General features: G+C 61.3%; 21 protein-coding genes and 1 riboswitch. Of the genes, 9 read left to right on the top strand and 12 right to left on the bottom strand.

What is annotated here, in order from left to right; all coding sequences use genetic code 11:
- The 3 genes from GA0061101_RS26845 to oiaX all read right to left on the bottom strand — a co-directional run.
- Positions 1-489 (bottom strand): phosphogluconate dehydrogenase C-terminal domain-containing protein (locus GA0061101_RS26845; RefSeq protein ID WP_167669604.1); only part of this gene is annotated, 489 nt, incomplete at its 3' end.
- Positions 490-583: 94 nt separating this feature from the next.
- The gene (locus GA0061101_RS26840) at positions 584-1,918 is read right to left on the bottom strand and encodes a four-carbon acid sugar kinase family protein (RefSeq protein WP_037197431.1); all 1,335 of its coding nucleotides are present in this window, start codon (positions 1,916-1,918) and stop codon (positions 584-586) included.
- A gap of 5 nt (positions 1,919-1,923) precedes the next feature.
- A complete protein-coding gene (gene oiaX, locus GA0061101_RS26835; protein ID WP_037197432.1) occupies positions 1,924-3,183 on the bottom strand; it encodes a 3-oxo-isoapionate-4-phosphate decarboxylase OiaX in 1,260 nt (419 codons plus the stop codon).
- Positions 3,184-3,367: 184 nt separating this feature from the next.
- Between oiaX and GA0061101_RS26830 the strand changes: the two genes are divergently transcribed.
- Positions 3,368-4,072, top strand: a complete 705-nt coding sequence (locus GA0061101_RS26830) for a transcriptional regulator NanR (protein WP_092575758.1) — start codon at positions 3,368-3,370, stop codon at positions 4,070-4,072.
- Between the two features lie 110 nt (positions 4,073-4,182).
- Positions 4,183-4,395 (top strand): hypothetical protein, encoded by a 213-nt coding sequence (locus tag GA0061101_RS26825; protein WP_037197434.1) that lies wholly within the window; start codon positions 4,183-4,185, stop codon positions 4,393-4,395.
- A gap of 7 nt (positions 4,396-4,402) precedes the next feature.
- Here the strand turns inward: GA0061101_RS26825 and GA0061101_RS39560 are convergent, their stop codons facing one another.
- Complete coding sequence (locus GA0061101_RS39560; RefSeq protein WP_156143649.1) at positions 4,403-4,549, bottom strand: hypothetical protein; 147 nt, start codon at positions 4,547-4,549, stop codon at positions 4,403-4,405.
- A gap of 51 nt (positions 4,550-4,600) precedes the next feature.
- Between GA0061101_RS39560 and GA0061101_RS26820 the strand changes: the two genes are divergently transcribed.
- Positions 4,601-5,473, top strand: a complete 873-nt coding sequence (locus GA0061101_RS26820) for an undecaprenyl-diphosphate phosphatase (protein ID WP_037197435.1) — start codon at positions 4,601-4,603, stop codon at positions 5,471-5,473.
- Positions 5,474-5,482: 9 nt separating this feature from the next.
- Here the strand turns inward: GA0061101_RS26820 and GA0061101_RS26815 are convergent, their stop codons facing one another.
- Positions 5,483-6,697: a polyhydroxyalkanoate depolymerase gene (locus tag GA0061101_RS26815; protein ID WP_037197436.1), complete on the bottom strand. Its 1,215-nt coding sequence runs from the start codon at positions 6,695-6,697 to the stop codon at positions 5,483-5,485.
- Positions 6,698-6,819: 122 nt separating this feature from the next.
- Here GA0061101_RS26815 and GA0061101_RS26810 point away from each other — a divergent pair, with 122 nt between their 5' ends.
- Positions 6,820-7,473 carry a glutathione S-transferase gene (locus GA0061101_RS26810; protein ID WP_037197561.1) on the top strand — a complete coding sequence of 218 codons (654 nt, stop codon included), beginning with the start codon at positions 6,820-6,822 and terminating at the stop codon, positions 7,471-7,473.
- 33 nt (positions 7,474-7,506) lie between these two features.
- Here GA0061101_RS26810 and GA0061101_RS26805 read toward each other — a convergent pair whose 3' ends face one another.
- Genes GA0061101_RS26805 through thiM form a run of 4 tightly spaced genes read right to left on the bottom strand, consistent with a single transcriptional unit; the run spans position 7,507 to position 10,521 of the window.
- Positions 7,507-8,271, bottom strand: coding sequence for a 3-oxoacyl-ACP reductase (locus GA0061101_RS26805; RefSeq protein ID WP_037197437.1), 765 nt, complete (start codon positions 8,269-8,271; stop codon positions 7,507-7,509).
- On the bottom strand, positions 8,268-9,089 hold the full coding sequence (thiD, locus tag GA0061101_RS26800) for a bifunctional hydroxymethylpyrimidine kinase/phosphomethylpyrimidine kinase (protein WP_037197439.1): 822 nt from the start codon (positions 9,087-9,089) through the stop codon (positions 8,268-8,270). Before thiD ends, GA0061101_RS26805 begins: the two co-directional genes overlap by 4 nt.
- On the bottom strand, positions 9,086-9,721 hold the full coding sequence (gene thiE, locus GA0061101_RS26795; RefSeq protein WP_037197441.1) for a thiamine phosphate synthase: 636 nt from the start codon (positions 9,719-9,721) through the stop codon (positions 9,086-9,088). The genes thiD and thiE overlap by 4 nt, the downstream gene beginning before the upstream one ends.
- Positions 9,718-10,521 (bottom strand): hydroxyethylthiazole kinase, encoded by an 804-nt coding sequence (gene thiM, locus GA0061101_RS26790; RefSeq protein WP_037197442.1) that lies wholly within the window; start codon positions 10,519-10,521, stop codon positions 9,718-9,720. Before thiM ends, thiE begins: the two co-directional genes overlap by 4 nt.
- A gap of 47 nt (positions 10,522-10,568) precedes the next feature.
- Positions 10,569-10,665, bottom strand: a riboswitch (TPP riboswitch).
- Between the two features lie 233 nt (positions 10,666-10,898).
- Here thiM and GA0061101_RS26785 point away from each other — a divergent pair.
- The 3 genes from GA0061101_RS26785 to GA0061101_RS26775 all read left to right on the top strand — a co-directional run bounded on the left by GA0061101_RS26785 (position 10,899) and on the right by GA0061101_RS26775 (position 14,255).
- Positions 10,899-11,045 carry a DUF1127 domain-containing protein gene (locus GA0061101_RS26785; RefSeq protein ID WP_077468184.1) on the top strand — a complete coding sequence of 49 codons (147 nt, stop codon included), beginning with the start codon at positions 10,899-10,901 and terminating at the stop codon, positions 11,043-11,045.
- Between the two features lie 498 nt (positions 11,046-11,543).
- Positions 11,544-12,419: a glutathione-dependent disulfide-bond oxidoreductase gene (gene yghU, locus GA0061101_RS26780; RefSeq protein WP_037197562.1), complete on the top strand. Its 876-nt coding sequence runs from the start codon at positions 11,544-11,546 to the stop codon at positions 12,417-12,419.
- 219 nt (positions 12,420-12,638) lie between these two features.
- Positions 12,639-14,255 carry a hypothetical protein gene (locus tag GA0061101_RS26775; protein ID WP_047560299.1) on the top strand — a complete coding sequence of 539 codons (1,617 nt, stop codon included), beginning with the start codon at positions 12,639-12,641 and terminating at the stop codon, positions 14,253-14,255.
- 20 nt (positions 14,256-14,275) lie between these two features.
- On the opposite strand, the gene GA0061101_RS26770 is transcribed toward GA0061101_RS26775, so the two are convergent.
- Positions 14,276-15,652 (bottom strand): sigma-54-dependent transcriptional regulator, encoded by a 1,377-nt coding sequence (locus GA0061101_RS26770; protein WP_047560233.1) that lies wholly within the window; start codon positions 15,650-15,652, stop codon positions 14,276-14,278.
- A complete protein-coding gene (locus GA0061101_RS26765) occupies positions 15,649-17,511 on the bottom strand; it encodes a sensor histidine kinase (protein WP_047560230.1) in 1,863 nt (620 codons plus the stop codon). The genes GA0061101_RS26770 and GA0061101_RS26765 overlap by 4 nt, the downstream gene beginning before the upstream one ends.
- A gap of 234 nt (positions 17,512-17,745) precedes the next feature.
- Here GA0061101_RS26765 and GA0061101_RS26760 point away from each other — a divergent pair, with 234 nt between their 5' ends.
- Together GA0061101_RS26760 and GA0061101_RS26755 are read left to right on the top strand one after the other, a co-directional pair.
- Complete coding sequence (locus tag GA0061101_RS26760) at positions 17,746-19,074, top strand: dicarboxylate/amino acid:cation symporter (protein ID WP_037197446.1); 1,329 nt, start codon at positions 17,746-17,748, stop codon at positions 19,072-19,074.
- 336 nt (positions 19,075-19,410) lie between these two features.
- Positions 19,411-19,911 carry an NUDIX hydrolase gene (locus GA0061101_RS26755; protein ID WP_312865301.1) on the top strand — a complete coding sequence of 167 codons (501 nt, stop codon included), beginning with the start codon at positions 19,411-19,413 and terminating at the stop codon, positions 19,909-19,911.
- 25 nt (positions 19,912-19,936) lie between these two features.
- On the opposite strand, the gene GA0061101_RS26750 is transcribed toward GA0061101_RS26755, so the two are convergent.
- Positions 19,937-21,130 (bottom strand): ABC transporter permease, encoded by a 1,194-nt coding sequence (locus tag GA0061101_RS26750; protein ID WP_037197563.1) that lies wholly within the window; start codon positions 21,128-21,130, stop codon positions 19,937-19,939.
- Between the last annotated feature and the right edge of the window lie 3 nt (positions 21,131-21,133).

The raw sequence follows: 21,133 nt of genomic DNA, 5'->3' as shown, positions 1-21,133 counted from the left end.
GACCTTGGCGATTTCCTCGCCGAGCGCATAGGCGGTCTCCGGCCCCTGCATCAGGGCCGAGACGATGTGCTGCTTGGCAAACAGGCCACCGAAATGGTCCTTCTTGGCCTGCATGTCCGTCTCGTCGTTGAAGATCGGCGGGTGGCATGGATGGGTGACGAAATAAGTGAGATCCTCGCGCTGCGGCAGATGGCCTGCAAAGGGAGCGGCGGCGTCGAGAGCGACGACCATCGTTCCTGGCTTGAGCTTGTCGACGATGCCGGCGGCGACCTTGCCGATCGCCGTATCCGGAACGGCAAGAATGACCACATCGGCGCCGTCGAGTGCTGCGTCCGCCGGTACGCAATCGATGGCAAGGTCATTCTTCAGCCGCGCTTTGCCGGCGTCGCCGACCTCGACGTGGCGCACGTCGAAACGCGAGCCTTTCAGATTCTTGGCGAGCCGGTAGCCCATTTTGCCGCCAGCGCCGAAAAGAGCAATTGCAGTCATGATAATACCTCGTTTGCTTTCAAGGCGTGGTATCGTAAGTGGTATGATGAGTCAATGAGTATGCCATTTGTTAAGTCAAAAAATGGCATGCGGGCTACGAGCTTCTCCCATCGCGGATCTGCGCAAAGTAATCATCGGTTCCGACTTGGCCGCCCTTGAGTGCGATCTGCAGACCGTTGGTCGGTGCGTGGTTGCCGTGCGCAGTGCAGAGCGGCGATCCCGGCGTCTGCGGCAATGGCAGCAAGGTGGTCAGTGCATCGACGCGCAGTTCTTGCAATGCGTGGCTTGACGTATCGCCGCCGGCGATGACGGCACGGCCGAGACCTTCCTGTTCGATCAGCCGCCGTAGAAGAATGCCGAGGGCCTGCCCGAGGCGGTGCCGCGCGCCGGGAATTCGATCGATATCGCCGCCCCGGTCGGCCGAGGGGCCAAGTGCCGTATGGAGAATGACGCTGCGGCCTTCCTTCAGGCTCGCAATGCCGGCATTGGCTGCCTTCTCCAGGGCGTGTTCGGCGTCTTCGCCGACCAGCTCAAGCGGATCGACGTCGATACCGTCGAAGCCGTCGGCCACCGCGCGGCGGATCTGGCGTTCGGTCGTCGGCGATACGCTGCCGGAGACGACCGCGAGACGTTCGACTTTGCCAGGCTGCTGGAAGTCCGGCTTCGGTCCGATCAATCCTTCGTCGCGCCAGGCGTTCAGAAGGGCATATTCGACGCCTGAGGAGCCGGCGACGAAGGAGCCGCCCTTGTTTTTAAGGCGCCATAGCTGACGGCCTGCGGCTGCCTGCGTTTCCGTGCTGTCAACATCCATGAGGAGGATGCCGTCATCTCCCTTCACAAGCCTGTCGATCCGCTCGTCCGCGTCTGCCGCCACGATGGTCACGAGATCAGCAAGGCTGACGGGGAGGGAGGTCTGCTTACTCAGATGCACGGCAAGATCAGCCTCGTCCATCGGCGTGACCGGATGCCGGCTCATCACCGGATGGCGGTCGATGCGGAAGACCCGGCCTTGATAGGCGGCAAAGAGGTGACCGAAGGCTGTATAGCGTTTGAGCTGCGGCGCGCCAACGATGACCGGTACGACAGGCTGGTTGAAGAGCATCTTTCCGATCTCGATCGCCCTGCCGATATTCCCGACCTTCGGACTGGAATCGAAGGTTGAGCAGACCTTGTAGTGGCAGATCCCGGCGCCCTGGCTTTTCAGCCATGCGAACGCCGGCGTCAGATGCTCGTCCATCCATTCCGGCGTCTCGCTGCGGCTGGTGCCTGCGACACCGATGGCGCGGCAATCCTTGAAACGCTCCAGCATGGCTGCGCTCGGAATGCCGAGAAACAGCACGGTCGGGACACCGTTGGAAGCAAGCGCCTCCATGACATCGGTCGAGCCGGTGAAGTCGTCGCCATAATAGCTGAGAAGAAGATTGGGCATTGCTGTCAGGCGTCCTTGCCGTCACTGAATTTTGCGATCGAGGCGGCAAGCTCCGGATGGTTCTTGGCGTAATCATCAAGCGGGACGTCAGCAACAGCTGCCTGCCAGGCCTGCTGGATGGCCCTAACGCCGGCCGCAGGCCCGAACGGATGGCTGACAATGCCACCGCCGCAAAGATAGAGAAGATCCGTGGTCCGGCCGGTGCGCCGATAGGTCTCCGGAGCCTGGCCTCCCCACTGACCGGAACCCGCCACAGGGAGCGGACAGTCGGATGGATCGAAGAGCGGCGTGCTGATGGCCTTGAAGGATTCGACGAAACTGTCGTCGGGCTCCCAATATTTGACCCTGATGCCATTGATCTGGAACTGGTCGACGCCGAGCAGACGCCAGAACTGCTGATAGACCTTGAAATCCATGCCGGCGCCGGGGTGCCGGGTTAAGACGTCCCAGCCGTTGCGATGCGCGTGCAGCACCAGGCCGGAGCGCTTGCGCAGGAAGCTCATGCCGCCGAAGCCGATGGAATTGATGTTGACAACGGCGCAATTGCCGCCGGCCTTCAACACGAGATCATGGTTGCGCATCATCTCGTCGGGATCGGCGTGCGAAATGCCGAAGGCGTACATCACCTTCTTGCCGGTCTTCTGCTCGTGATCGAGGATGAGCGGCATGATCGCCTCGACGCGCTCTTTTAGCGGCGAGTAGGCGGGGCTCATCAGCTTCTCGTCGTCCTTGATGAAATCGACGCCCGAGCCGATCAATTCGGCGACCAGGTCAGCCGTTTCCTTCGGCCGCAGGCCGAGTGCCGGCTTGACGATGGTGCCGATGATCGGACGACCGCTGACGCCGGTCAGCCGCAGGCTGCCGGCAACGCCGAATTGCGGGCCTGGATGAGCGTCGCGAAAGGCTTGCGGCAGCTTCATGTCGACGACGCGGATGCCGGTCATGCCCTTGATCGAGTAGACGCCGCCGATGGTGATGGTCATCAACGCCGAAAGATCGGTGCCGATCGCGTCGAGCGGAAAGGCGATATCGACATCGGCACGGCGGATGCGGCCGTGACCTTCGGCAGCTTCCGGCCATGTCGGTCGCTCGGCGTCGGCAAGCGGGCGGATCGCCGTGACGCGGGCGGCCACCCGCGATTTGAGCTCTTCCGTCTCGCCAGGCACCGCCACGAACGTGCCGGTCGATTGATCGCTGGCAATCTTGCGGGCCATCGCCTCGATGCTGCCTGACGTTTCGATACGGTAGGTGATGGTGATGGTCATAGGGACTGACTGCTCCTTTCGCCGACGATTTTCGCGTGGCGTAAACTGGTGAAGTGGTATAATGAGTATCCCAACTTCTGCAACGATTTTTTTGCTCGTTAGCCGGCAGGCTGTTCCGTATGGGCTTTCTCGACGGCAGGCAAAAATGCATAAGGAAAGAAAAGCTTTGAGCAAGCGGGGTTCCATGGGCCAGCCAGTAGAACAAATTGTACGTCGAAAGCTGTCCGACGAAGTATTTGATCGGCTCGAACGGTTGATTACATCGGGAGAACTCAAGCCGGGCGACGAAATGCCATCCGAGCGCGTCCTTATGGAGCGTTTCGGCGTTGGGCGTCCGGCGATCCGCGAGGCGATGCAGGCACTTGCCAATATGGGGTTGGTGAACATTTCCCATGGTGAGCGGGCAAAAGTGCTGCAACTCACCGCCAAGTCACTCTTCCGGCAGGTCGATCTGACGGCGAAAATCATGCTGTCGCAATCGACGGATTCGCTGGAGCATTTGAAGAGCGCCCGCATTTTCTTCGAGCGCGGCATGGCGCGCGAGGCAGCGGTGCGCGCAACCGAAGAGGATATTGCCGATCTCCAGGAGATCATCGAACGGCAGCGCGCCTTTCTCGGTCATGCCGAGGAGTTCATTTCAGCCGACATGCAGTTTCATACGCGCATCGCGCAGATTTCCGGCAACCCGATTTTCGCAGCCGTCAGCGAAGCCATGCTGGCCTGGCTGAAGACCTACCATACGGACATGCTGATCTGGACGGGCAAGGAAAAGTTCACCCTGGTCGAGCACGAGGAAATCCTTGGACGGCTCGCCGAAAACGATGCGGATGGCGCGGAGGCGGCGGTATTGAAGCATCTGGAGCGGTCGCGCGCCCTTTATACCAAATAGGCGCTTTTTCTTCAGGACGCCCGCCATTTACGGTTCGTGTGGGCCCGTATATTTGTCGCAATTTTTCCTCAATCTTCGTAGTATCTGCCGAAATGTAGAAGAGGTGTGTGATGATCAATTTTATTCATCGGAACATGGCGCTTGTCCTGGCTCCCGTCATGACGGTGCTCGCCATAGCTTTTTATAATCTGCTTTCCCTGCTGGTCAGGCATCATCACAACATTCTGCATGGTCTTCATCATGTGATCGGCGCCGTCGTCCTTTGCATCGTGTTTTATGGCATCATCCGCTACATGCAGTCGCTGCCCGAGGACGATAGCTAGAATTCCATCAGACTTTGGAAAATAAAGCTGATAATTTCAGATAGGGTTCAGCCTGCCCGACTATCGTCGCCTCGATTCTGAGCGCGAGATCGGTAATGCATTCGACATGTGCCACCGATAACGCGTCGGAAAACTGTTTCGCAGCAAAGTTCATCGCGCCCTTCCGGCGCTAAGCCCCGCACTTAAGAGCTGAGGATATCGAAACGTGGCTGATGTTTGTACGCAGGGCGTGGACACGGGCTTCGTCGCCCTGGGTTATGCCAAAATAGCTTTTCTGGGCGTCGTGCAGGGGCTGACGGAGCTGCTGCCGGTCTCCTCGACGGCCCACATGCGCCTGGTGCCGGCCTTGCTTGGCTGGCAGGATCCGGGCTCGGCGTTCTCGGCGGCGATGCAGCTTGCCGCGCTGGCGGCGATCATCTCCTATTTCTGGAGCGATGTCCGCTATGTCACCTTCGGATCGCTCGATGCCATCAGGCAGAGAGATTGGCGCTCGCCCGCGATGCGGCTTGCGATTGCCATCATCATCGCCACCATCCCGATCGTCATTGCCGGCCTGCTGCTATCGTCTTCGCTCAATGCCTGCGGCACGTCGTTTCGCAGCCTCTGGGTCATCGGTCTCGCCTGTCTCGTCATGGGCATTCTTCTGGCCGTCGCGGAACTCTACAGCCGACATACGAAGGACATGGAACAGATGACCCTGATGGATGCCCTGTTCGTCGGCATCACTCAGGTCGGCGCCCTCGTTCCAGGGGTCTCTCGTTCGGGCTCCACGCTGACAGGCGCCCTCTTCCTTGGCCTGAAGCGCGACGAAGCGGCGCGGTTTTCATTCCTGCTCGGACTTCCCGCCATCGCTCTTGCCGGGCTGAAGGAGCTGTTCACGCTCTACAAGGCTCATATTCCAATGGAGGCGTGGTCGGTGCTGCTCGTCGGGCTTATTGTCGGCAGCATCTCGTCCTTCGTGGCGATCTGGGGCTTGATGCGCTTCCTGGAACGCTTCTCCACCTGGCCCTTCGTGATCTACCGCATCGTGCTGGGCGTCGTCATTCTCTTCGGCGTTCTGACCCTGGGTTGGGCTTGAGCGGCTGCGCTATTCCATCGCGAGGATCATGTTCCGGACGATGGGATAGATTTCCGTTTCCCAGCGGCGGCCGTTGAATACACCGTAGTGTCCGACATTGGCCTGAAGATGGTGCCGTTTCAGATGCGGCCGCAGCGATCGACAGAGATCGTGTGCGGCCGAGGTCTGGCCGAGGGCGCAGATGTCGTCGCGTCCGCCCTCGACCGTTAAAAGAGCCGTCTTGCGGATCATGCCGGGATCGACCTTTTGGCCACGATAGGTAAAATCTCCCGTCGCCAGCTCGGCTTTCTGGAACACCCGGTCGATGGTCTCGATATAGAATTCCTCGGTCATGTCGAGTACGGCAAAATACTCGTCATAAAAGGTCTTGATCTTGGCGGCCTCGGCCGTCTCGCCCTTGGCCAGATGCTCGTAGAGCTTGCGATGGGCGTCCTGATGGCGCTGCATGTTCATGGCCATGAAGGCAACGAGCTGCAGGAAGCCAGGATAGACACGTCGGCCGCCGCCCGAATAGCGCCACGGCACATTGCTGATGAGCGAATTTTCGAACCAGGCGAGCGACTTCGACACGGCAAGCTCGTTGACCTCGGTCGGGCTTTCTCGCGGATCGATCGGACCGGCCATCAGGGTCATGGTCCGAGGCGTCGCCGGATGCTCGTCTTCCGACATGACGGCAACCGCCGCCAGTACCTGCACGCAGGGCTGACACACGGCAAGGACGTGCCCGCCCGGGCCGATCTTCTCCAGGAAGCGGATGATGTAGTCCACATAATCGTCCATGCCGAAGAGTCCGGCGGAGACAGGCACATCGCGGGCGTTCGCCCAGTCGGTTATGTAGACGTCGTGGTCGCGAAGCAGGGTTTTCACCGTACCGCGCAGGAGCGTGGAGAAATGGCCGGAAAGCGGCGCGACCACGAGGATCCTCGGTCGCGGTGTATCGATATCGGCGGCAAAGCGCAGAAGCTTGCCGAAGGGCAGATCGAGCGTGGTTTCAATGGTGATGGGTACGTCGCGATTTCCCACCCTGACGACGTCGATGGCGAAGTCGGGCCGCTTGTGGGTGATCTCGTAGCGGGAGATCATTTCCAGTGCGGCGGAAAAGTGCTGCGCCATCTCGCCCGCCGGTCCCCAGAACATCGGCGCGGAGAATATTTGCAGGCGCCGCGCCAGATCGCGCAGGGGCGCAATGAGATCATCCTGGAATTGATAGGCTTGATAGAGCATGGCCGACGTCTCCCGCACTGCCAGAGAAATGCGGCAGTGCAAAAAAGCTAGTGCAATATGCCGCGCTATGCGAGAAGATTGTTATGGCAGACCATTATTTGTCCGGCACGGATTGGATCGCGATGACGCAGGCGACACTGACGATTTCCTCGAAGAACTATTCCTCCTGGTCGCTGCGTGGCTGGCTGCTATGCCGCATGGCCGGCCTGGATTTCACCGAAATGCTGGTGGAAATGAACGATGAGGCCCGCCAGGAGCTTCTTCTTCTATCGCCATCGGTTCTCGTGCCGCGACTGACCCATGAGGATGTCACCGTGTGGGACACGCTGGCGATCGCGGACTATCTGAGCGAAATCGCTCCGAAGGCGGGGCTATGGCCCACTGAGCGGGTTGCCCGTGCTCTCTGCCGCTCCGTCTCGGGCGAGATGCACTCCGGCTTCCATAATCTGCGCTCGGCCCTGCCGATGAATCTCAAGGCGCGGCATGCGAGCTTCAAGATATTTTCGGGCGCACGCCCCGATGTGGAGCGGGTGAAGACGATCTGGACAGACTGCCTCGACGCAAGCGGCGGTCCCTGGTTGTTCGGAAAGGCGCCGACCGTCGCCGATGCGATGTATGCGCCGGTCTGTACGCGCTTCCGCACCTATGCGGTGGAGCTGGAACCGAGGCTGGCCGCTTATGTCGAGACAGTGCTTGCCTGGCCGCTGATGCGGGAGTGGACCGAAGGGGCCGTGGCTGAGCCGGACGAGATCATCGAACTGGAAGTGGAGTTCTGATCGCCGACCGGCGCGCCGCTTTGCTGCGGATCATTATCCGAAGACGAGCCCGCCATCGACGATCAGGTTCTGTCCGGTGACGGCGCGCGCCCAGGGGCTTGCGAAGAATAGAACCGTGTCGGCAGCCTCCTCAGGCGTGGTGACACGGCGCAGCGGCGTGTTCGCTGCGATGATGTCGAAGACCGCTTCGGGCGTGGCGCTGCTGGCATCCGTGGTGCGCAGCAAGCCGCCGGAGACCATGTTGACGGTAATTCCGAGTGGGCCAAGTTCGGCGGCGGCCGTCCGCGTCAGCGACAGCAGCGCCGCCTTGGCCGCCGTGTAATCGTGATAGGGCACGACCGGATTCTGGAAGAGGTTGGTGCCGATCGTAACGATGCGGCCAAAGCCCGCCGCCGCCATCGCCGGCCGCGCCGCCTGTATCAGGTTGAGTGCACCCTGCAGAGCGGTTTCGAGCTGCGTTGCCATTTCGGCCCAACTCAGTGCGTCCAACTTCGAACGCGCGTCGCCATTGAAGCTGAAATCGGCGAGCGCATTGTGGTCGATCGTGGTCGGGGCTCCGAAATGGGCCGTCACGTCTGCCACGAGTTGTTTTGTTTCGTCGAGGCTGCGGATGTCGGCCCGAAACGCCTTTGCGTGGTCGCCAAGCCGTGCTGCAAGCGCCTCCGCCGGCTCCCGGCTGGTGCGGTAGTTGACGGCAACTTTGGCGCCTTCGCGGGCAAAGGCTGCTGCGATCGCGGCGCCGAAACCGCGTCCGGCGCCAGAGACGATGACGACTTGTTCGTTGAGGGGCAGGTTCACTTCGATATTCCTTCCATGTCAGACCAAAGCGCGTAGAAATGCTGGACAGGGCCATGGCCGCTGCCGACCGAAAGCTGCCCTGCGGCTGCGACCGCGCCTGCGAGGTACTGTTTGGCGGAGGCAACGGCTTGCGGCAGCGGCAAGCCCTTGGCGATCTCGGCCGCAATTGCGCTGGACAGCGTGCAGCCGGTTCCATGCGTGTTCTTCGTCGGCAACCGCTCGGCTTCGAACCAGGTGAGGGCGTCAGCGCTTGCCAATATGTCCGGACTTTCATCACCTTCGAGATGGCCGCCCTTCACGAGGACTGCCGCCGTGCCGAGATCGGCTAGAGCGTGCGCCTGACGCGCCATGTCTTCGCGGCTTTTCGCCTCGGCTTCATGCAGCAGGGTAGCCGCCTCCGGCAGGTTCGGCGTCAGCACCGTCGCCAGCGGCAACAGCCGCCGGGTGAGCACGTCAACGGCATCCGCTGCAAGCAGGGCGGCACCGCCCTTGGCGATCATCACCGGGTCGAGCACGATGGGAACATCGCGATGTCGCGCCAGAATGTCGGCAACGGCTTCGGCGATCCCAGCATTCGCGATCATGCCGATCTTGACGGCATCGACGCGTATATCGGCAAAGATGGCTTCGATCTGATCGGCGACAAATTGCGGTGGCACCGGATGGACGCCGGAAACGCCTTGCGTGTTCTGGGCAGTCAATGCCGTCAGGACAGCCATTCCATAGACGCCGCGTGCCGAAAAGGCCTTGAGATCGGCCTGGATACCGGCGCCGCCGGAAGGATCGGAGCCGGCGATGGAGAGGACGTTGCGGATCATCTGCGCGCCTCCTTGACGGCTTCGGCGATAAGGGCCGTGGCGGCCGTGGGATCGGCCTTGCCGCAGATTGCCGAGACGACCGCCAGTCCGTCCGCTCCGGCCGACAGGACATCGGCTGTGTGTTCGGCCTTGAGACCGCCGATGGCGACGACAGGAACCGGGCAGAGCCTGACGATGCGGGCAAGGCCGTCAAAGCCGATCGGTTGCTTGTGATCAGGCTTGGTTGGCGTGGCAAAGACGGGGCCGACACCAACATAGTCGACGATCTCGGCATCGACGGCCGAGGCCAGAGCTTCCGTCTCCACCGAGAGACCGAGGATCATCTCCGGCCCAATCATACGGCGGGCGGTTTCGGCGTCCAGATCTTCCTGCCCAATATGCAGGCCATCGGCGCCGATGGCGATGGCCGCCTCGACATCGTCATTGACGATGAGGCGGGCGTTGCTTCCGGCCAGCGCCCGCTTGAGCGAAAGGCCGGTATCGATCATGGCTGCGGTTGAAGCATGCTTGTCACGCAGTTGCACGATGGTCGCACCGCCGGCGACCGCCGCACGGGCTGTCTCGACCATGCCGAAATCCGCACAGAGTATCGGATCGAGAACGAGATAAAGCGAAAGGTCGAAGTTTTTCATGCGAGCATGATCCTCGCTTTGGCGGTGAGCGCTTCCGCATCGAGGGCGGCCAGCGCGTCGAGGAAGCGCCAGGAAAAGGAGCCAGGCCCATCGGCGACGGTTCCCGCCTGTTCCCCGGCAACGGCAAAGACGGCAAGGGCCGCCGCCGTCGCATCGAAGGGATTATCGGGCGCAGTCGCCACAAAGGCCCCGACCAGGCAGGTCAGCGAGCAGCCGAGGGCCGTGACCTGCGGCATCAGCGGCGATCCGCCTTCTATGCGTCGCGCCTTGTGGCCATCGGTCACGAAATCGGTGACACCGGTCACGGCAACCACGCATCCATGTCGTTCGGCGAGTTGCCTGGCCGATTGCTCGGCCAGCTCGACGGGATCGCGGCTATCGACGCCCTGGCCGTGGCTGATGCCTCCTGCGAGCGCGATGATCTCGGACGCGTTGCCGCGAATGACCGTCGGCTGCAGATCCAGCAATTGCGCGACTGCCCTGCGCCGGAATGCGGTCGCATAGTGAGCGACCGGATCGAGCACCCAGGGCCTGCCGGCCTGTCTTGCCGATTGCGCGGCCGACAGCATGCCGACAAGCCATTCGGCCGACAGCGTGCCGATATTGATCGTCAGCGCGGCGGAGATGGCGGCGAACTCGGCCGCTTCTTCCTCGGCATGGACCATGGCCGGCGATGCGCCGGCGGCAAGCATCACGTTGGCGGCGATGTTCATCGCGACGAAATTGGTGATGCACTGCACCAGCGGCGGATTCGCCCGCATGGCGCCGAACAGAGTGCCGGCAGTGGTTTGGTCTTGCATATCGCCCCTTTCGGGCGGGCGAGACGCGAGGGGCGGCATAGGATGTTGCAGAACCCCGAGCGACTCCCTCCGCCAGCATGATCTGGTTCAGGTTCAAAGGGTGCTTCTCAGCCCGCCGGATAGCAGACGCCCCTGTCTCTCAATGCCGTTGTTTTCGCAGACAAAGGCTGCCCTGTCATCAATAAATCGCAAAGACATTGGGGCCGTGCCGGAACAGCCTTGCAGGTTTTGCATCAACCCATGCACTTCATGCATGGGTGCAGTGAAGCCTTGGCGCTGCAAAAGGCGAGGGGCTTCCACTATATGTTTGTCATCGAAGCGAATGGAGCGCCAAGGACGGCAGCTCAGCTTCGAATGCCCGAGGAAAGGGGATCATCATGAACGTAGCACGCTCTTTCAACAACTGGCGCAAGTATCGTCAGACGGTCGCCGAATTGGGCCGCATGTCCACGCGCGAACTGCATGACCTGGGTATCGATCGCGGCGAAATCCGCAATGTTGCCCGTGCAGCCATCGCCGGCTAACGGCTCGAAACGCTGATCTGCAATCTGCATGTTGCCAGCGCCTGCTTCCTCCCGAGCAGGCGCTTCTGTTTTGTCCGCATGACGGCTGTCACTGTTTTGTATGCCGAAATGTTATGCGGTCGAGCTTTCCGCTTTTCGCATAGCGCATAACTGCCTTGCAAATAAATGCCTATGAAGTGAGCAAAAGCCAGGTATTATGATTTCCATCGAAGCGATGCACCTCCTCCCGCATCCCTTCGCTTTGCAGACGCCCTACTCCTCCTCCCAAGGTCGTCTGCGCGAACAGCGCCACTCCTCCTCCCGTGCGCTGTTCATTTATTGTCGAAAGCCTGCCGCACCTCCTCCCGCGGCAGGCTTTTTTCGTTTTACCCAGGGCCATCCCAAAAGCAGCTCGTGCTCCTCTCGTAAAAATGAACAGCCGCTACTATGTGCGACAGACGTAGCGCGCTACATCGATGACCACGCTCAATTCGATTCACTGAAAACGAGAGGATGCCCATGACCGGTTCTGCCGAATATACGCCGCCGAAAGTCTGGACCTGGAACAAGGCGAATGGCGGCCAGTTCGCCAATATCAACCGTCCGATCGCGGGGCCGACCCACGAAAAGGAATTGCCGGTGGGTCGTCATCCCCTCCAGCTTTATTCGCTCGGAACGCCGAATGGCGTGAAGGTCACCATCATGCTCGAAGAACTGCTGGCGCTTGGTCATAGCGGCGCTGAATATGATGCCTGGCTGATCAAGATCGGCGAGGGCGACCAGTTCGGCAGCGGTTTCGTAGAGGTCAATCCCAATTCGAAGATCCCCGCCTTGCTCGACCGCAGTGGCCCCAAGCCGATCCGCGTCTTCGAATCGGCGTCGATCCTGACCTATCTCGCCGAAAAGTTCGGCGCCTTCCTGCCGACCGAACAGCCGGCTCGAGCCGAATGTTTCTCTTGGCTGTTTTGGCAGATGGGCAGCGCGCCCTATCTCGGCGGCGGTTTCGGCCATTTCTACGCCTATGCTCCGACGAAGATCGAATATGCGATCGATCGTTTCGCCATGGAAGTGAAGCGCGAACTCGACGTGCTCGACCGCCGTCTGGCCGAAAGCGAATATATTGCCGGCAGCGAATACACGATCGCGGATATGGCAATCTGGCCATGGTATGGCGGCCTGGCCAAGGGCTGGCAGTACGGAGCAGCCGAATTCCTGCAGGTGCAGGATTACAAGAACGTCCAGCGTTGGGCGGAGCAGATATTCGCACGACCGACCGTCAAGCGCGGGCGCATGGTCAACCGCATGTCCGGCGATCCTTCCGAACAGCTGCGTGAGCGCCATGACGCCAGCGATTTCGACACGAAGACGCAGGACAAGATCGCGCCCGCCGGTTGACATTCCATTTACTTTCGATCGTCATGAGCTCGCGGCCCAAAAGCCGCGAGTTTTTTGTTTTGTTCGGTCCTGAATGCCGGGTGATTATGCCCGGCAAGTCAGCCTCGCTCCATCTTGTTTGGCCTAATGTGCGGCTGCTGGCAGGGTTCTGTCGGCAGAATTGAGCGCGATGCACTCATGCAAAGCGTTCCGAACCGGATGCCAGAGGAATGCTTCTCCATGCCGCAAATCGTTGACGACCGTGCCCTGGACAGGAACGTGGCCGCAGGCGCGCCGTTGCAGCGATCGGGCAAAGGAGAGGAGGCTCTTCTGAGAAGCCTGATCTCGGGCGGCGACGAGCGGTTGGATTGCGATGAGGCTACCGGCCTCAATATGTATGGCCATGGCCCGTCGCCTCGTCCGCGCGACCTCGCCTTCGGCTCGTCAACGGCCTCGACCATTTCTGCCGCAGCGTTTTCCGCGGTCGGCGCCTACTATGCCGACCTGCTGCGCGAAATGGAAAGTGCTTCGGCCACGGAGATCTATGAGCGCGAGATCGGTCAGGTTCGCCATGATCTGCTGCGTCTGCTCGACCTCAATCAGGCTGCGGGGCAGGCGCGCGTCGATGCAATATTGGCGACTTCGGGCACTGACATCCATCTCTTTGCCGCGGCACTTCTGGCGCGCGAGGATGACCGCGCGCTGATGACCATCACGCTGATGGGCAACGAAACGGGCAGCGGCGTGATGACTGCCTCGTCCGGACGGCATTTCATGAACCGTGTCAGCAGCGAACGGGCCGTCGCCAAGGGCGAGGAGCTGCAGCTCGGCGAGGCGACGCGGAATACGACCGTAGCCGTCCGCAACAAGGACGGCTCCCTGCGCACGGACGAGGAGGTCGAGGAGGAACTGCGGGGGCTGATCGAGCTTGCCCGCGCGGCCGGCCTCCGGTGCCTGCTTGTCGTGACGGACGTGTCGAAGACCAGCTTGCTGGCGCCGAGCCTGGAAACGGTCCTGCGCCTGAAGGGGCGTTTCGGCGCCGTGCTCGACATCATGATCGATGCCTGCCAGTTCCGGCTGTCGGCGGCAACGATCCGCGCCTATCTCGCCCGTGATTTCATGGTGGCGGTGACGGGTTCGAAATTCCTGGCCGGGCCGATTTTCAGCGGCGCGCTATTATGCCCGCCGGCAATCTCGGAGCGTTTCAGGCATCGCACCGTGCCGGCGGCACTTGCAGACTATTGCGGCAAGGCGGAGTGGCCGGAAGGCTGGGCAGCACGCGAATCGCTGCCGGATCGCGCCAACTTCGGTCTATTGTTGCGCTGGAAGGCGGCCCTTTTCGAGCTCGAACGCTTTGCCGGTCTTCCCGAGGAGAAGGTGATTGCGGTTCTCTCTGCCTTCGCCGGAGCGGTAACCATCCGGCTCAGGAGCGATCCTGCCTTCGAACTCCTGGACAGCCGGCCGTTGGATCGGAGCCATTTGTGGGGCGAAACGTCAGTTCTTCGTTGGGATGAGATCCCTTCGATTTTCTCCTTCTACCTGTGCCATCCTCATCATGACGGCCTGTTGACGGCAACGGAAACCGCTGATGTCTACAAGGGCTTGGCCGTCGAGCAGGGCGGGTTGGCGGCGGTGCGCCTCGGTCAACCCGTTCGTTGTGCCGATTTTGGCGATATGCCGGCAAGTGCGCTTAGAATCTGCCTGAGTGCGCCGCTGATCGTTGCGGCCTCCGAAAGTACCGAAGCGCTTGCCGGCTTGATTGCGGAGGCGATGACGGTTCTCGATCGAACGGCCGACATGGCGGCCCGGCAATCGGGTGAGCGCGATGTTGCGCCGATGCGGGTCGCAAGCGCATAGCCTGTCATCCGCCAGGCGGCCTATGAGCTCCGCCGGTCATCCCCATCAAAGCCGGCGAATTCGCCTCTGACGATGCCGTGCCGCTGCAGCTTGTCGTAGAAGGTCTTTCTGGGGATGCCGAGCGCTTCGATGGTGCGGCGGACGTCGCCATTGTTTTGCGACAGCGTCTCGCGAATGAGTTCCGCCTCATAGCGCTCGACCCGGGTGGGCAGCGATAGTCCGGAATCCGTGGCAGGCGCGTCGCCCGATTTCGGCATTGCCGTCGTCTCGAGACCGAGCACGAAACGTTCCGCGAAATGCGCCAGTTCGCGAACGTTTCCCGGCCAATCGTGCTGCTGCAAATGGCGGCGCACGGCGGCGGAAATGGCCGGCGCATCGCGTTTGAAGCGGCTGGCGGCACGCTCCGCGAAATAGCCGAACAGCAGGGGGATATCGTCACGCCGCTCGCGCAGTGGCGGAATGGAGAGGGTGACGACGTTGAGGCGATAATAGAGATCCTCGCGAAAATCACCGCGCTGGCTGGGATCACCGAGATCGACTTTCGCCGCCGCCACCACGCGTAGGTCGACGGGGCGCACCTCATTCGTGCCGAGCGGGGTCACCTCGCGCATTTCAAGCACACGCAGCATCTGCACCTGTATCGCCGGCGGCATGCTCTCGATCTCGTCGAGAAACAGCGTTCCCGAGCTTGCATGCTCGATACGTCCGACGCGCTTCTTCTGCGCGCCGGTGAATGCGCCCGGCTCGTGACCGAAGAGTTCGCTCTCGATCACGGTTTCGGGCAAGGCACCGCAATTGAGCGCGACGAAATTGCCCTTCGCGCGGCGGCTCCAGCGATGCAGCAGGCTTGCCACGACTTCCTTGCCGCTCCCCGTTTCGCCTGTCACGAGCACATCGACATCCGTATCGGCAATCTGCCGTAATGTATGGCGGAGGCGTTCGATGGCCGGGGTCTGGCCGATCAGCGGCAGATCGCCCTGCGCCTGCTCGGCGGCGAGACGGAGCGAGCGGTTTTCCAGCACGAGCCGGCGCTTTTCGGCCGCGCGCCGCACGCTCTGCACCAGCCGGTCCGTGGCGAAGGGTTTGGCGATGAAATCGTAGGCGCCGTCCTGGATCGCCTGCACCGCCATCGGAATGTCGCCGTGACCGGTCACCAGGATAACCGGGAGATCGGCGTCGCGCTCCCTGACGCGGGCGAAGAGCTCCTGCCCATCCATCTGCGGCATGCGGATATCGGAAACGACGACCCCGGCGAAGCCGGGATCGAGGGCGGCGAGGGCATCGCCTGCTGCCGCGAAAGCGGAAACGGCAAAGCCCGCGAGCTCAAGCGTCTGTTTCGTCGCTTTCAACAGATCCTTGTCATCGTCGATGAGAAAGACCGGGGAATTGTCGTTCATGTCGTGGCCCTGCGCAAATGGATGGTGAAACGGGTGCCGTCAGCGTTGCTTTCGACCTCTATGTGGCCGCCATAGTCGACGACGATATCCTTGGAAATGACGAGGCCGAGGCCCAGCCCCTTTTCCTTCGAGGTATTGAACGGCGTAAACAGCGAGTCTAGGATTGCCGCTGGAATGCCAGGGCCGTTGTCAGAGACGACAATTTCGACATCATCGGATGTCTCATGCACCGAGACCTCGACTTTGGCCCGATCCTGGCCCTCGAGGGCTTCCAAGGCATTCTGAAAGAGGTTGATCAGGACTTGCTCCAGCCGGATCCGCGTGCCGACGACGGTGAGCCCCACCGGCGGCAGTTCGATCTTCAGAGCATCGAGATGGCCGGCGAACCGGCTTCGCAGCAGTATGACCGCGCCTTCGATCGCGCTTCTCAGGTCCACCGGCTCCGGCGCGGTCCTGCCCTTGCGGCCAAATGCCTTGAGCTCTTCGGTGATGGCGCCGATGCGCTCCGTCAGCGCCGCGATGGCGGACAGATTATCCTTGACCGGCGCGGTCTGCTGCCTGTCGAGGAAGATATGTGCATTCTCCGCGTAAGCGCGGATCGTCGCGACCGGCTGGTTGATCTCATGGGCGACGCCGGCTGCGACCTGGCCGAGAATGGCGAGACGGTTGGCCTGCACGAGATCCTGTTGCACGCCCTGGAGCTTCGCCTCCGTTGCACGATGGTCGGCAATTTCCGCTTCCAGACGGTCGCGGGCGCGACTGAGATCCTCGGTGCGCTCCAGAACGCGCCGCTCCAACTCCTCGCGGGCGATCCTGTTGACGGCGATCTGCATGGCGGAGACGTCGCGGCGGCGCAGGAGAAAAGCGGCGAACGCCAGGATCGGCAGCAGGACGGTCAAGGTGAGAAAGCGTGTCTCCCTTACGGACGATGCGACCGCCTGATCGGTCGGGATCAGATAGCCGAGCTGCCAGGGTGTCGATGGGATCGTGGTCGTCAGCCGCAGATACTCGGCGGCGCTGCTGCCGGGCAAAACGGCGCGTACAATGGCCGCATCCGGCCCTACTGCTTGCGGACGGCTGATCGGCAGCGGCGAAAGGGGCGCTGCGCCGAATTGCAGGCTCTTGCGGATGGTCGCGGCCTCTTCACGCGAAAATGGTGCTGTCGTCATGAAACGCCAGGAGGGCAGGCTGGTAATCAGGACGACGCCACGCTCGTCGGTGACATAGGCCGGGCGTCCGGTCTCGCTCCAATCAGCCTCCAGCTGGTCGAACTCCATCTTGACCACGACGACGCCGAGCGCGGAATCGGCGTCACCGACGCGCCGGGAGATATAGAGGCCGGGACGATTGCTGACGTTGCCAAGCGCGTAGTGTTCCGCAGTTCCCGTCTCCATGGCTTTGCGGAAGTAGTCTCGGAACGAATAGTCGTTGCCGACGAAGCTCAGCGGCTCTCGCCAGTTGCTGGAGGCCATCGCGACGCCATCTCGGCCGGTGACATAGAGAACCGCGGCGCTCGTTCCAGAGACCAGGCTTTCCAGTTTGCGGTCAAGGGCGGCGACATCATCGGCCTGTCGCCCGGCAAGCGCATCGCGCACCTGCTGATCGTCGGCCAACAATAGGGGCAGCGCACGGGGTCGCTCAAGCACCGCCCGCAAGAGAGCCACTTTGAGGTTCGCATCCGTATGTCCTTGCCTCTGCAAAGTCTCGATGGCGGAGAGGCGGCCGTAGAAGCTGGCGCCGTACAAGGCGGCTGCGATGACGGCTGCGCACAAGAACGCAAAGACAAACCAGACCCGGCGGGAGCGGCGGCCCAGTTGCTCTGGCGTCAGAAATCGTTCCGTGGTCGGGCGCTGCAGCATTCCTCATATTGTGCACGATTTCGCGCGCGCCGCAATTCGGGATGTGCGGATTTTCGCACATGTTGTGAGGGGTGTTATCGCGGCGGGTTCTTAAATCTTGAAAAATCAAATAGTTACTTCTGGTCCTCCCATTTGGCACGCTCGTTGCAGTGAAAAGCCTAACAGTCGGAGGCTGTTGAATTCTAGTCGTCGCCCGGAGGGCCGAGAAATCGGTTGGGCTTAAAGGAGGACATCATGATTGCTCCCATCGCCGCCGCCGAAACGCGCGCGAAACTTCCCTTTTACCGGCATCTTTATGTGCAGGTTCTGACCGCCATTGCTGCTGGCATCCTGCTCGGCCATTATTATCCGCAGCTCGGCACATCGCTGCAGCCGCTCGGCGATGCCTTCATCAAGCTGGTGCGCATGGTCATTGCGCCCGTTATTTTCCTCACGGTCACGACCGGTATCGCCGGTATGTCGGACCTGAAGAAGTTCGGTCGTGTCGTCGGCAAGGCGTTCATCTACTTCCTGACCTTCTCGACTTTGGCGCTTATCGTCGGCCTCATCGTTGCCAACGTCGTGCAGCCGGGCGCTGGCATGCACATCAATCCTGCAACCCTGGATACCAAGGCCGTTACCAATTATGCGGCGCAGGCCCATGATGCCTCGGTCGTCGGCTTCCTGATGAACATCATCCCGGATACGATCGTCGGCGCCTTTGCCAAGGGCGATATTCTCCAGGTGCTGTTCTTCTCGGTGGTCTTCGGTATCGCGCTCGGTGCCGCCGGCGAACGCGGCCGCCCGGTTACCGACTTCCTGCAGGCACTGACCACGCCGATCTTCCGCATGGTTGCGCTGCTGATGAAGTTCGCTCCCATCGGTGCCTTCGGTGCCATGGCCTTTACGATCGGCAAATACGGTATCGGCGCGATCGCCAACCTGGCGTTCCTGATCGGCACCTTCTATCTGACGTCCATCTTTTTCGTGCTCGTCGTGCTCGGCGCCGTTGCACGCTACAACGGCTTCTCGATCCTGGCGCTCATCCGCTATATCAAGGAAGAGCTGCTGCTGGTGCTTGGTACTTCCTCGTCGGAAGCCGCATTGCCCGGCCTGATGAACAAGATGGAACGCGCGGGCTGCAAGCGCTCCGTCGTCGGCCTCGTCATTCCGACGGGTTATTCCTTCAATCTCGACGGCACCAACATCTACATGACGCTGGCGGCGCTCTTCATTGCGCAGGCGACCGATACGCCGCTGGCGCTTGGTGACCAAATCCTGCTGTTGCTCGTGGCCATGCTGAGCTCGAAAGGTGCGGCCGGCATTACCGGTGCGGGCTTCATCACACTTGCCGCCACGCTTGCAGTCGTGCCTTCGGTTCCGATCGCCGGCATGGCCCTGATCCTCGGCATCGACCGCTTCATGTCGGAATGCCGCGCGCTGACCAACTTCGTCGGCAACGCGGTGGCCACCATCGTCGTTGCCCGCTGGGAGAATGAGCTCGATCAAACGAAGTTCGCCGCGGCCATGGCCGGGCAATTGAGTGAAGAGATCGAGGTGCCGGCGCTGCAGGCGGCCGAATAGGCTTTTGCCAATCCTCCACAATGCAAAACGGCTCCTTCACGGGGCCGTTTTCAGTTTGCGTGGCCGCATTGTCACACCAGGCGCAGACCGACGATCGCTGCAGGGCTCGCCATATCAATTAACAGCCATCTTCATAAAACTGTCACGCCAACGGCTCACAGCATGGGGTTGAGAGTTGGGAATTTCGGCAGAGTCGCATGCAGGACAGGAGAGCAGCGTGTCGCAGAAAATCTTTGTGAGCGCGCGCCGACCGGCTTTGGGCTGGCCTTGCTTCTGGCGACATTATTACGGGTAGCCGAGGGCATGGCATCTTCCATCTCAGCGCAGGAAAAAGCCTTGAAGCGTTCGGGGAGCTTTCTGTCCGAACTCGCCTCCCATACCGATGCGCTGTTTCGCGGCCGCGCCTATGAGCAATATGCAGCCATCTGCTACAGAAAGTCTGCCGAGCGCGATGCACCGGAAGTCCTGGTCGTCACCAGCCGCGAAAGTGGCCGTTGGGTTGTTCCCAAAGGCTGGCCGATCAAGGGCAAGAAGCCGCATGAGGTAGCGGCCATCGAGGCGTTTGAGGAAGCCGGCGTGCGCGGAAAGGTAAAGAAGAAGCCTTTCGGCTATTTCACCTATGTAAAGCAGCTTGACGACGGCAAGGACGTTCCTTGCGTGGTCGAGCTGCATCTGCTTGAGGTCGCACAGATTTTCCAGGACTTTCCCGAACGTGGCCAGCGCCGCAGCGAATGGGTTTCCTTCATCGAAGCGGCGAGCCGTGTGCGCGAACCGGAACTCAAGGGCCTTCTACTCGCAGCCGAACGAAAAATATCCAAGGCAAAGGCAAAGAGATAGCCGAGCGGTGTGCTCGCATTGCGGTTCATGTTCTGCCGCTCATCGCCAATCGCAAGGGGATCCGAGTGGCGGCGATGGCGGGAACGGCGCCGCCGATCGCGCCGATGGCCAGCGCCAGCACTGCGGCCTTGCCAATGAGGGGCGGCGAAAGGATCAGCTGGAATCCGATCTGCGTGCGATCGAGGCTTATCGTCGATGCGCTCCAACCGTTGAGCACGAGATAGGAAATGGCGATGCCGCTCAGGCAGCCCAGCGCAGTCAGGATCATCGCTTCGATCCAGGTGCTGGCAAAGGCGGCACGCCGGCTGAAGCCGATCGCCCGCGCCGTGGCAATCTCGGTGCTGCGATCCGACACGGAGCTGGACATGGTGGTCATAGCGCCAACCGCAGCGCCCACAGCCATGATGACGGCGAGCGGCCAGCCGAGCAAAAGGATGAGCTTCGACGTGCGTTCGGCGAGCGCTGCGAAATAGTCCTGCTCCGAGCGCAGCGTCAATGCGATCTGCGGCATGCCGGCCGCCATGGATTGCAGGGCGGGCAAGGCCTGCGGCGAAGCGAGTTTCACACGGATGCTCTGAATCTGGTTGGGCCGGTCGAACAGCGTCTGGACCACGCCAAGGTCGCCCAGCATTTCGGATTCGAAAGCAGATCCGCCCGCGTCGAAGATGCCGACGACCGTCCATTTCGATGTGCCGAGCGTCAGTTTCTCGCCAATGTCGAGCCCCTTGTAATCGAGACTGAGCCGGCGGCCGACAACGATCTCGCTGGTGCCGGGTGTGAATGTGCGGCCGCTGACGATGCGCACGTTCGGTCGCACATCGAGGCCAAATGGACCGATGCCGCGCAGGGACAATGTGGCGGAAGAAACACCGGATTTTTGCTGGATATCGACGGGCACGACCATTTCCGGCGATATCAGCGCCACGCCTTTGGCATTGGTCGCGAAACCGCCTGCACCGTCCAGATAGTGAAGTTGCGAGATGTCGATCCGGCTCCCGAGCTCCGTTGCGGCACCCTTGCCAAGGCCGATGGCGATGTCCGGGGAACCTGCCTGCATGAGGGATAGCCGGAAGCCGTTCGACATTGCCAGGAAGCCGAGCAGAACGGTCACGACCATGGCGACCGAAAACACCAGGGACAACGACATCCATTTGCGGCGATGGAGCGATTTCAGATTGGATGCGGTAAGGGCAAGGATCTGGTTGATGATAGTCGTCATCGT

It is taken from the genome of Martinezella lusitana, assembly GCF_900094565.1.
In the GTDB taxonomy this organism is placed as follows: domain Bacteria; phylum Pseudomonadota; class Alphaproteobacteria; order Rhizobiales; family Rhizobiaceae; genus Rhizobium; species Rhizobium lusitanum.
The sequence above is the reverse complement of the archived record's forward strand: the minus strand, read 5'-3'. Positions and strand labels throughout refer to the sequence as shown.

What these genes read in the sequence shown, in the direction of transcription:
- GA0061101_RS26760 (WP_037197446.1), top strand. Translation starts at nt 17,746, where the DNA reads ATGATTGCTCCCATCGCCGCCGCCGAAACGCGCGCGAAACTTCCCTTT.
- GA0061101_RS26840 (WP_037197431.1), bottom strand. Translation starts at nt 1,918, where the DNA reads ATGCCCAATCTTCTTCTCAGCTATTATGGCGACGACTTCACCGGCTCG.
- GA0061101_RS26830 (WP_092575758.1), top strand. Translation starts at nt 3,368, where the DNA reads ATGGGCCAGCCAGTAGAACAAATTGTACGTCGAAAGCTGTCCGACGAA.
- GA0061101_RS26815 (WP_037197436.1), bottom strand. Translation starts at nt 6,697, where the DNA reads ATGCTCTATCAAGCCTATCAATTCCAGGATGATCTCATTGCGCCCCTG.
- yghU (WP_037197562.1), top strand. Translation starts at nt 11,544, where the DNA reads ATGACCGGTTCTGCCGAATATACGCCGCCGAAAGTCTGGACCTGGAAC.
- GA0061101_RS26770 (WP_047560233.1), bottom strand. Translation starts at nt 15,652, where the DNA reads ATGAACGACAATTCCCCGGTCTTTCTCATCGACGATGACAAGGATCTG.
- oiaX (WP_037197432.1), bottom strand. Translation starts at nt 3,183, where the DNA reads ATGACCATCACCATCACCTACCGTATCGAAACGTCAGGCAGCATCGAG.
- GA0061101_RS39560 (WP_156143649.1), bottom strand. Translation starts at nt 4,549, where the DNA reads ATGAACTTTGCTGCGAAACAGTTTTCCGACGCGTTATCGGTGGCACAT.
- thiE (WP_037197441.1), bottom strand. Translation starts at nt 9,721, where the DNA reads ATGAAAAACTTCGACCTTTCGCTTTATCTCGTTCTCGATCCGATACTC.
- GA0061101_RS26825 (WP_037197434.1), top strand. Translation starts at nt 4,183, where the DNA reads ATGATCAATTTTATTCATCGGAACATGGCGCTTGTCCTGGCTCCCGTC.
- thiM (WP_037197442.1), bottom strand. Translation starts at nt 10,521, where the DNA reads ATGCAAGACCAAACCACTGCCGGCACTCTGTTCGGCGCCATGCGGGCG.
- GA0061101_RS26775 (WP_047560299.1), top strand. Translation starts at nt 12,639, where the DNA reads ATGCCGCAAATCGTTGACGACCGTGCCCTGGACAGGAACGTGGCCGCA.
- thiD (WP_037197439.1), bottom strand. Translation starts at nt 9,089, where the DNA reads ATGATCCGCAACGTCCTCTCCATCGCCGGCTCCGATCCTTCCGGCGGC.
- GA0061101_RS26750 (WP_037197563.1), bottom strand. Translation starts at nt 21,130, where the DNA reads ATGACGACTATCATCAACCAGATCCTTGCCCTTACCGCATCCAATCTG.
- GA0061101_RS26765 (WP_047560230.1), bottom strand. Translation starts at nt 17,511, where the DNA reads ATGCTGCAGCGCCCGACCACGGAACGATTTCTGACGCCAGAGCAACTG.
- GA0061101_RS26785 (WP_077468184.1), top strand. Translation starts at nt 10,899, where the DNA reads ATGAACGTAGCACGCTCTTTCAACAACTGGCGCAAGTATCGTCAGACG.
- GA0061101_RS26810 (WP_037197561.1), top strand. Translation starts at nt 6,820, where the DNA reads ATGACGCAGGCGACACTGACGATTTCCTCGAAGAACTATTCCTCCTGG.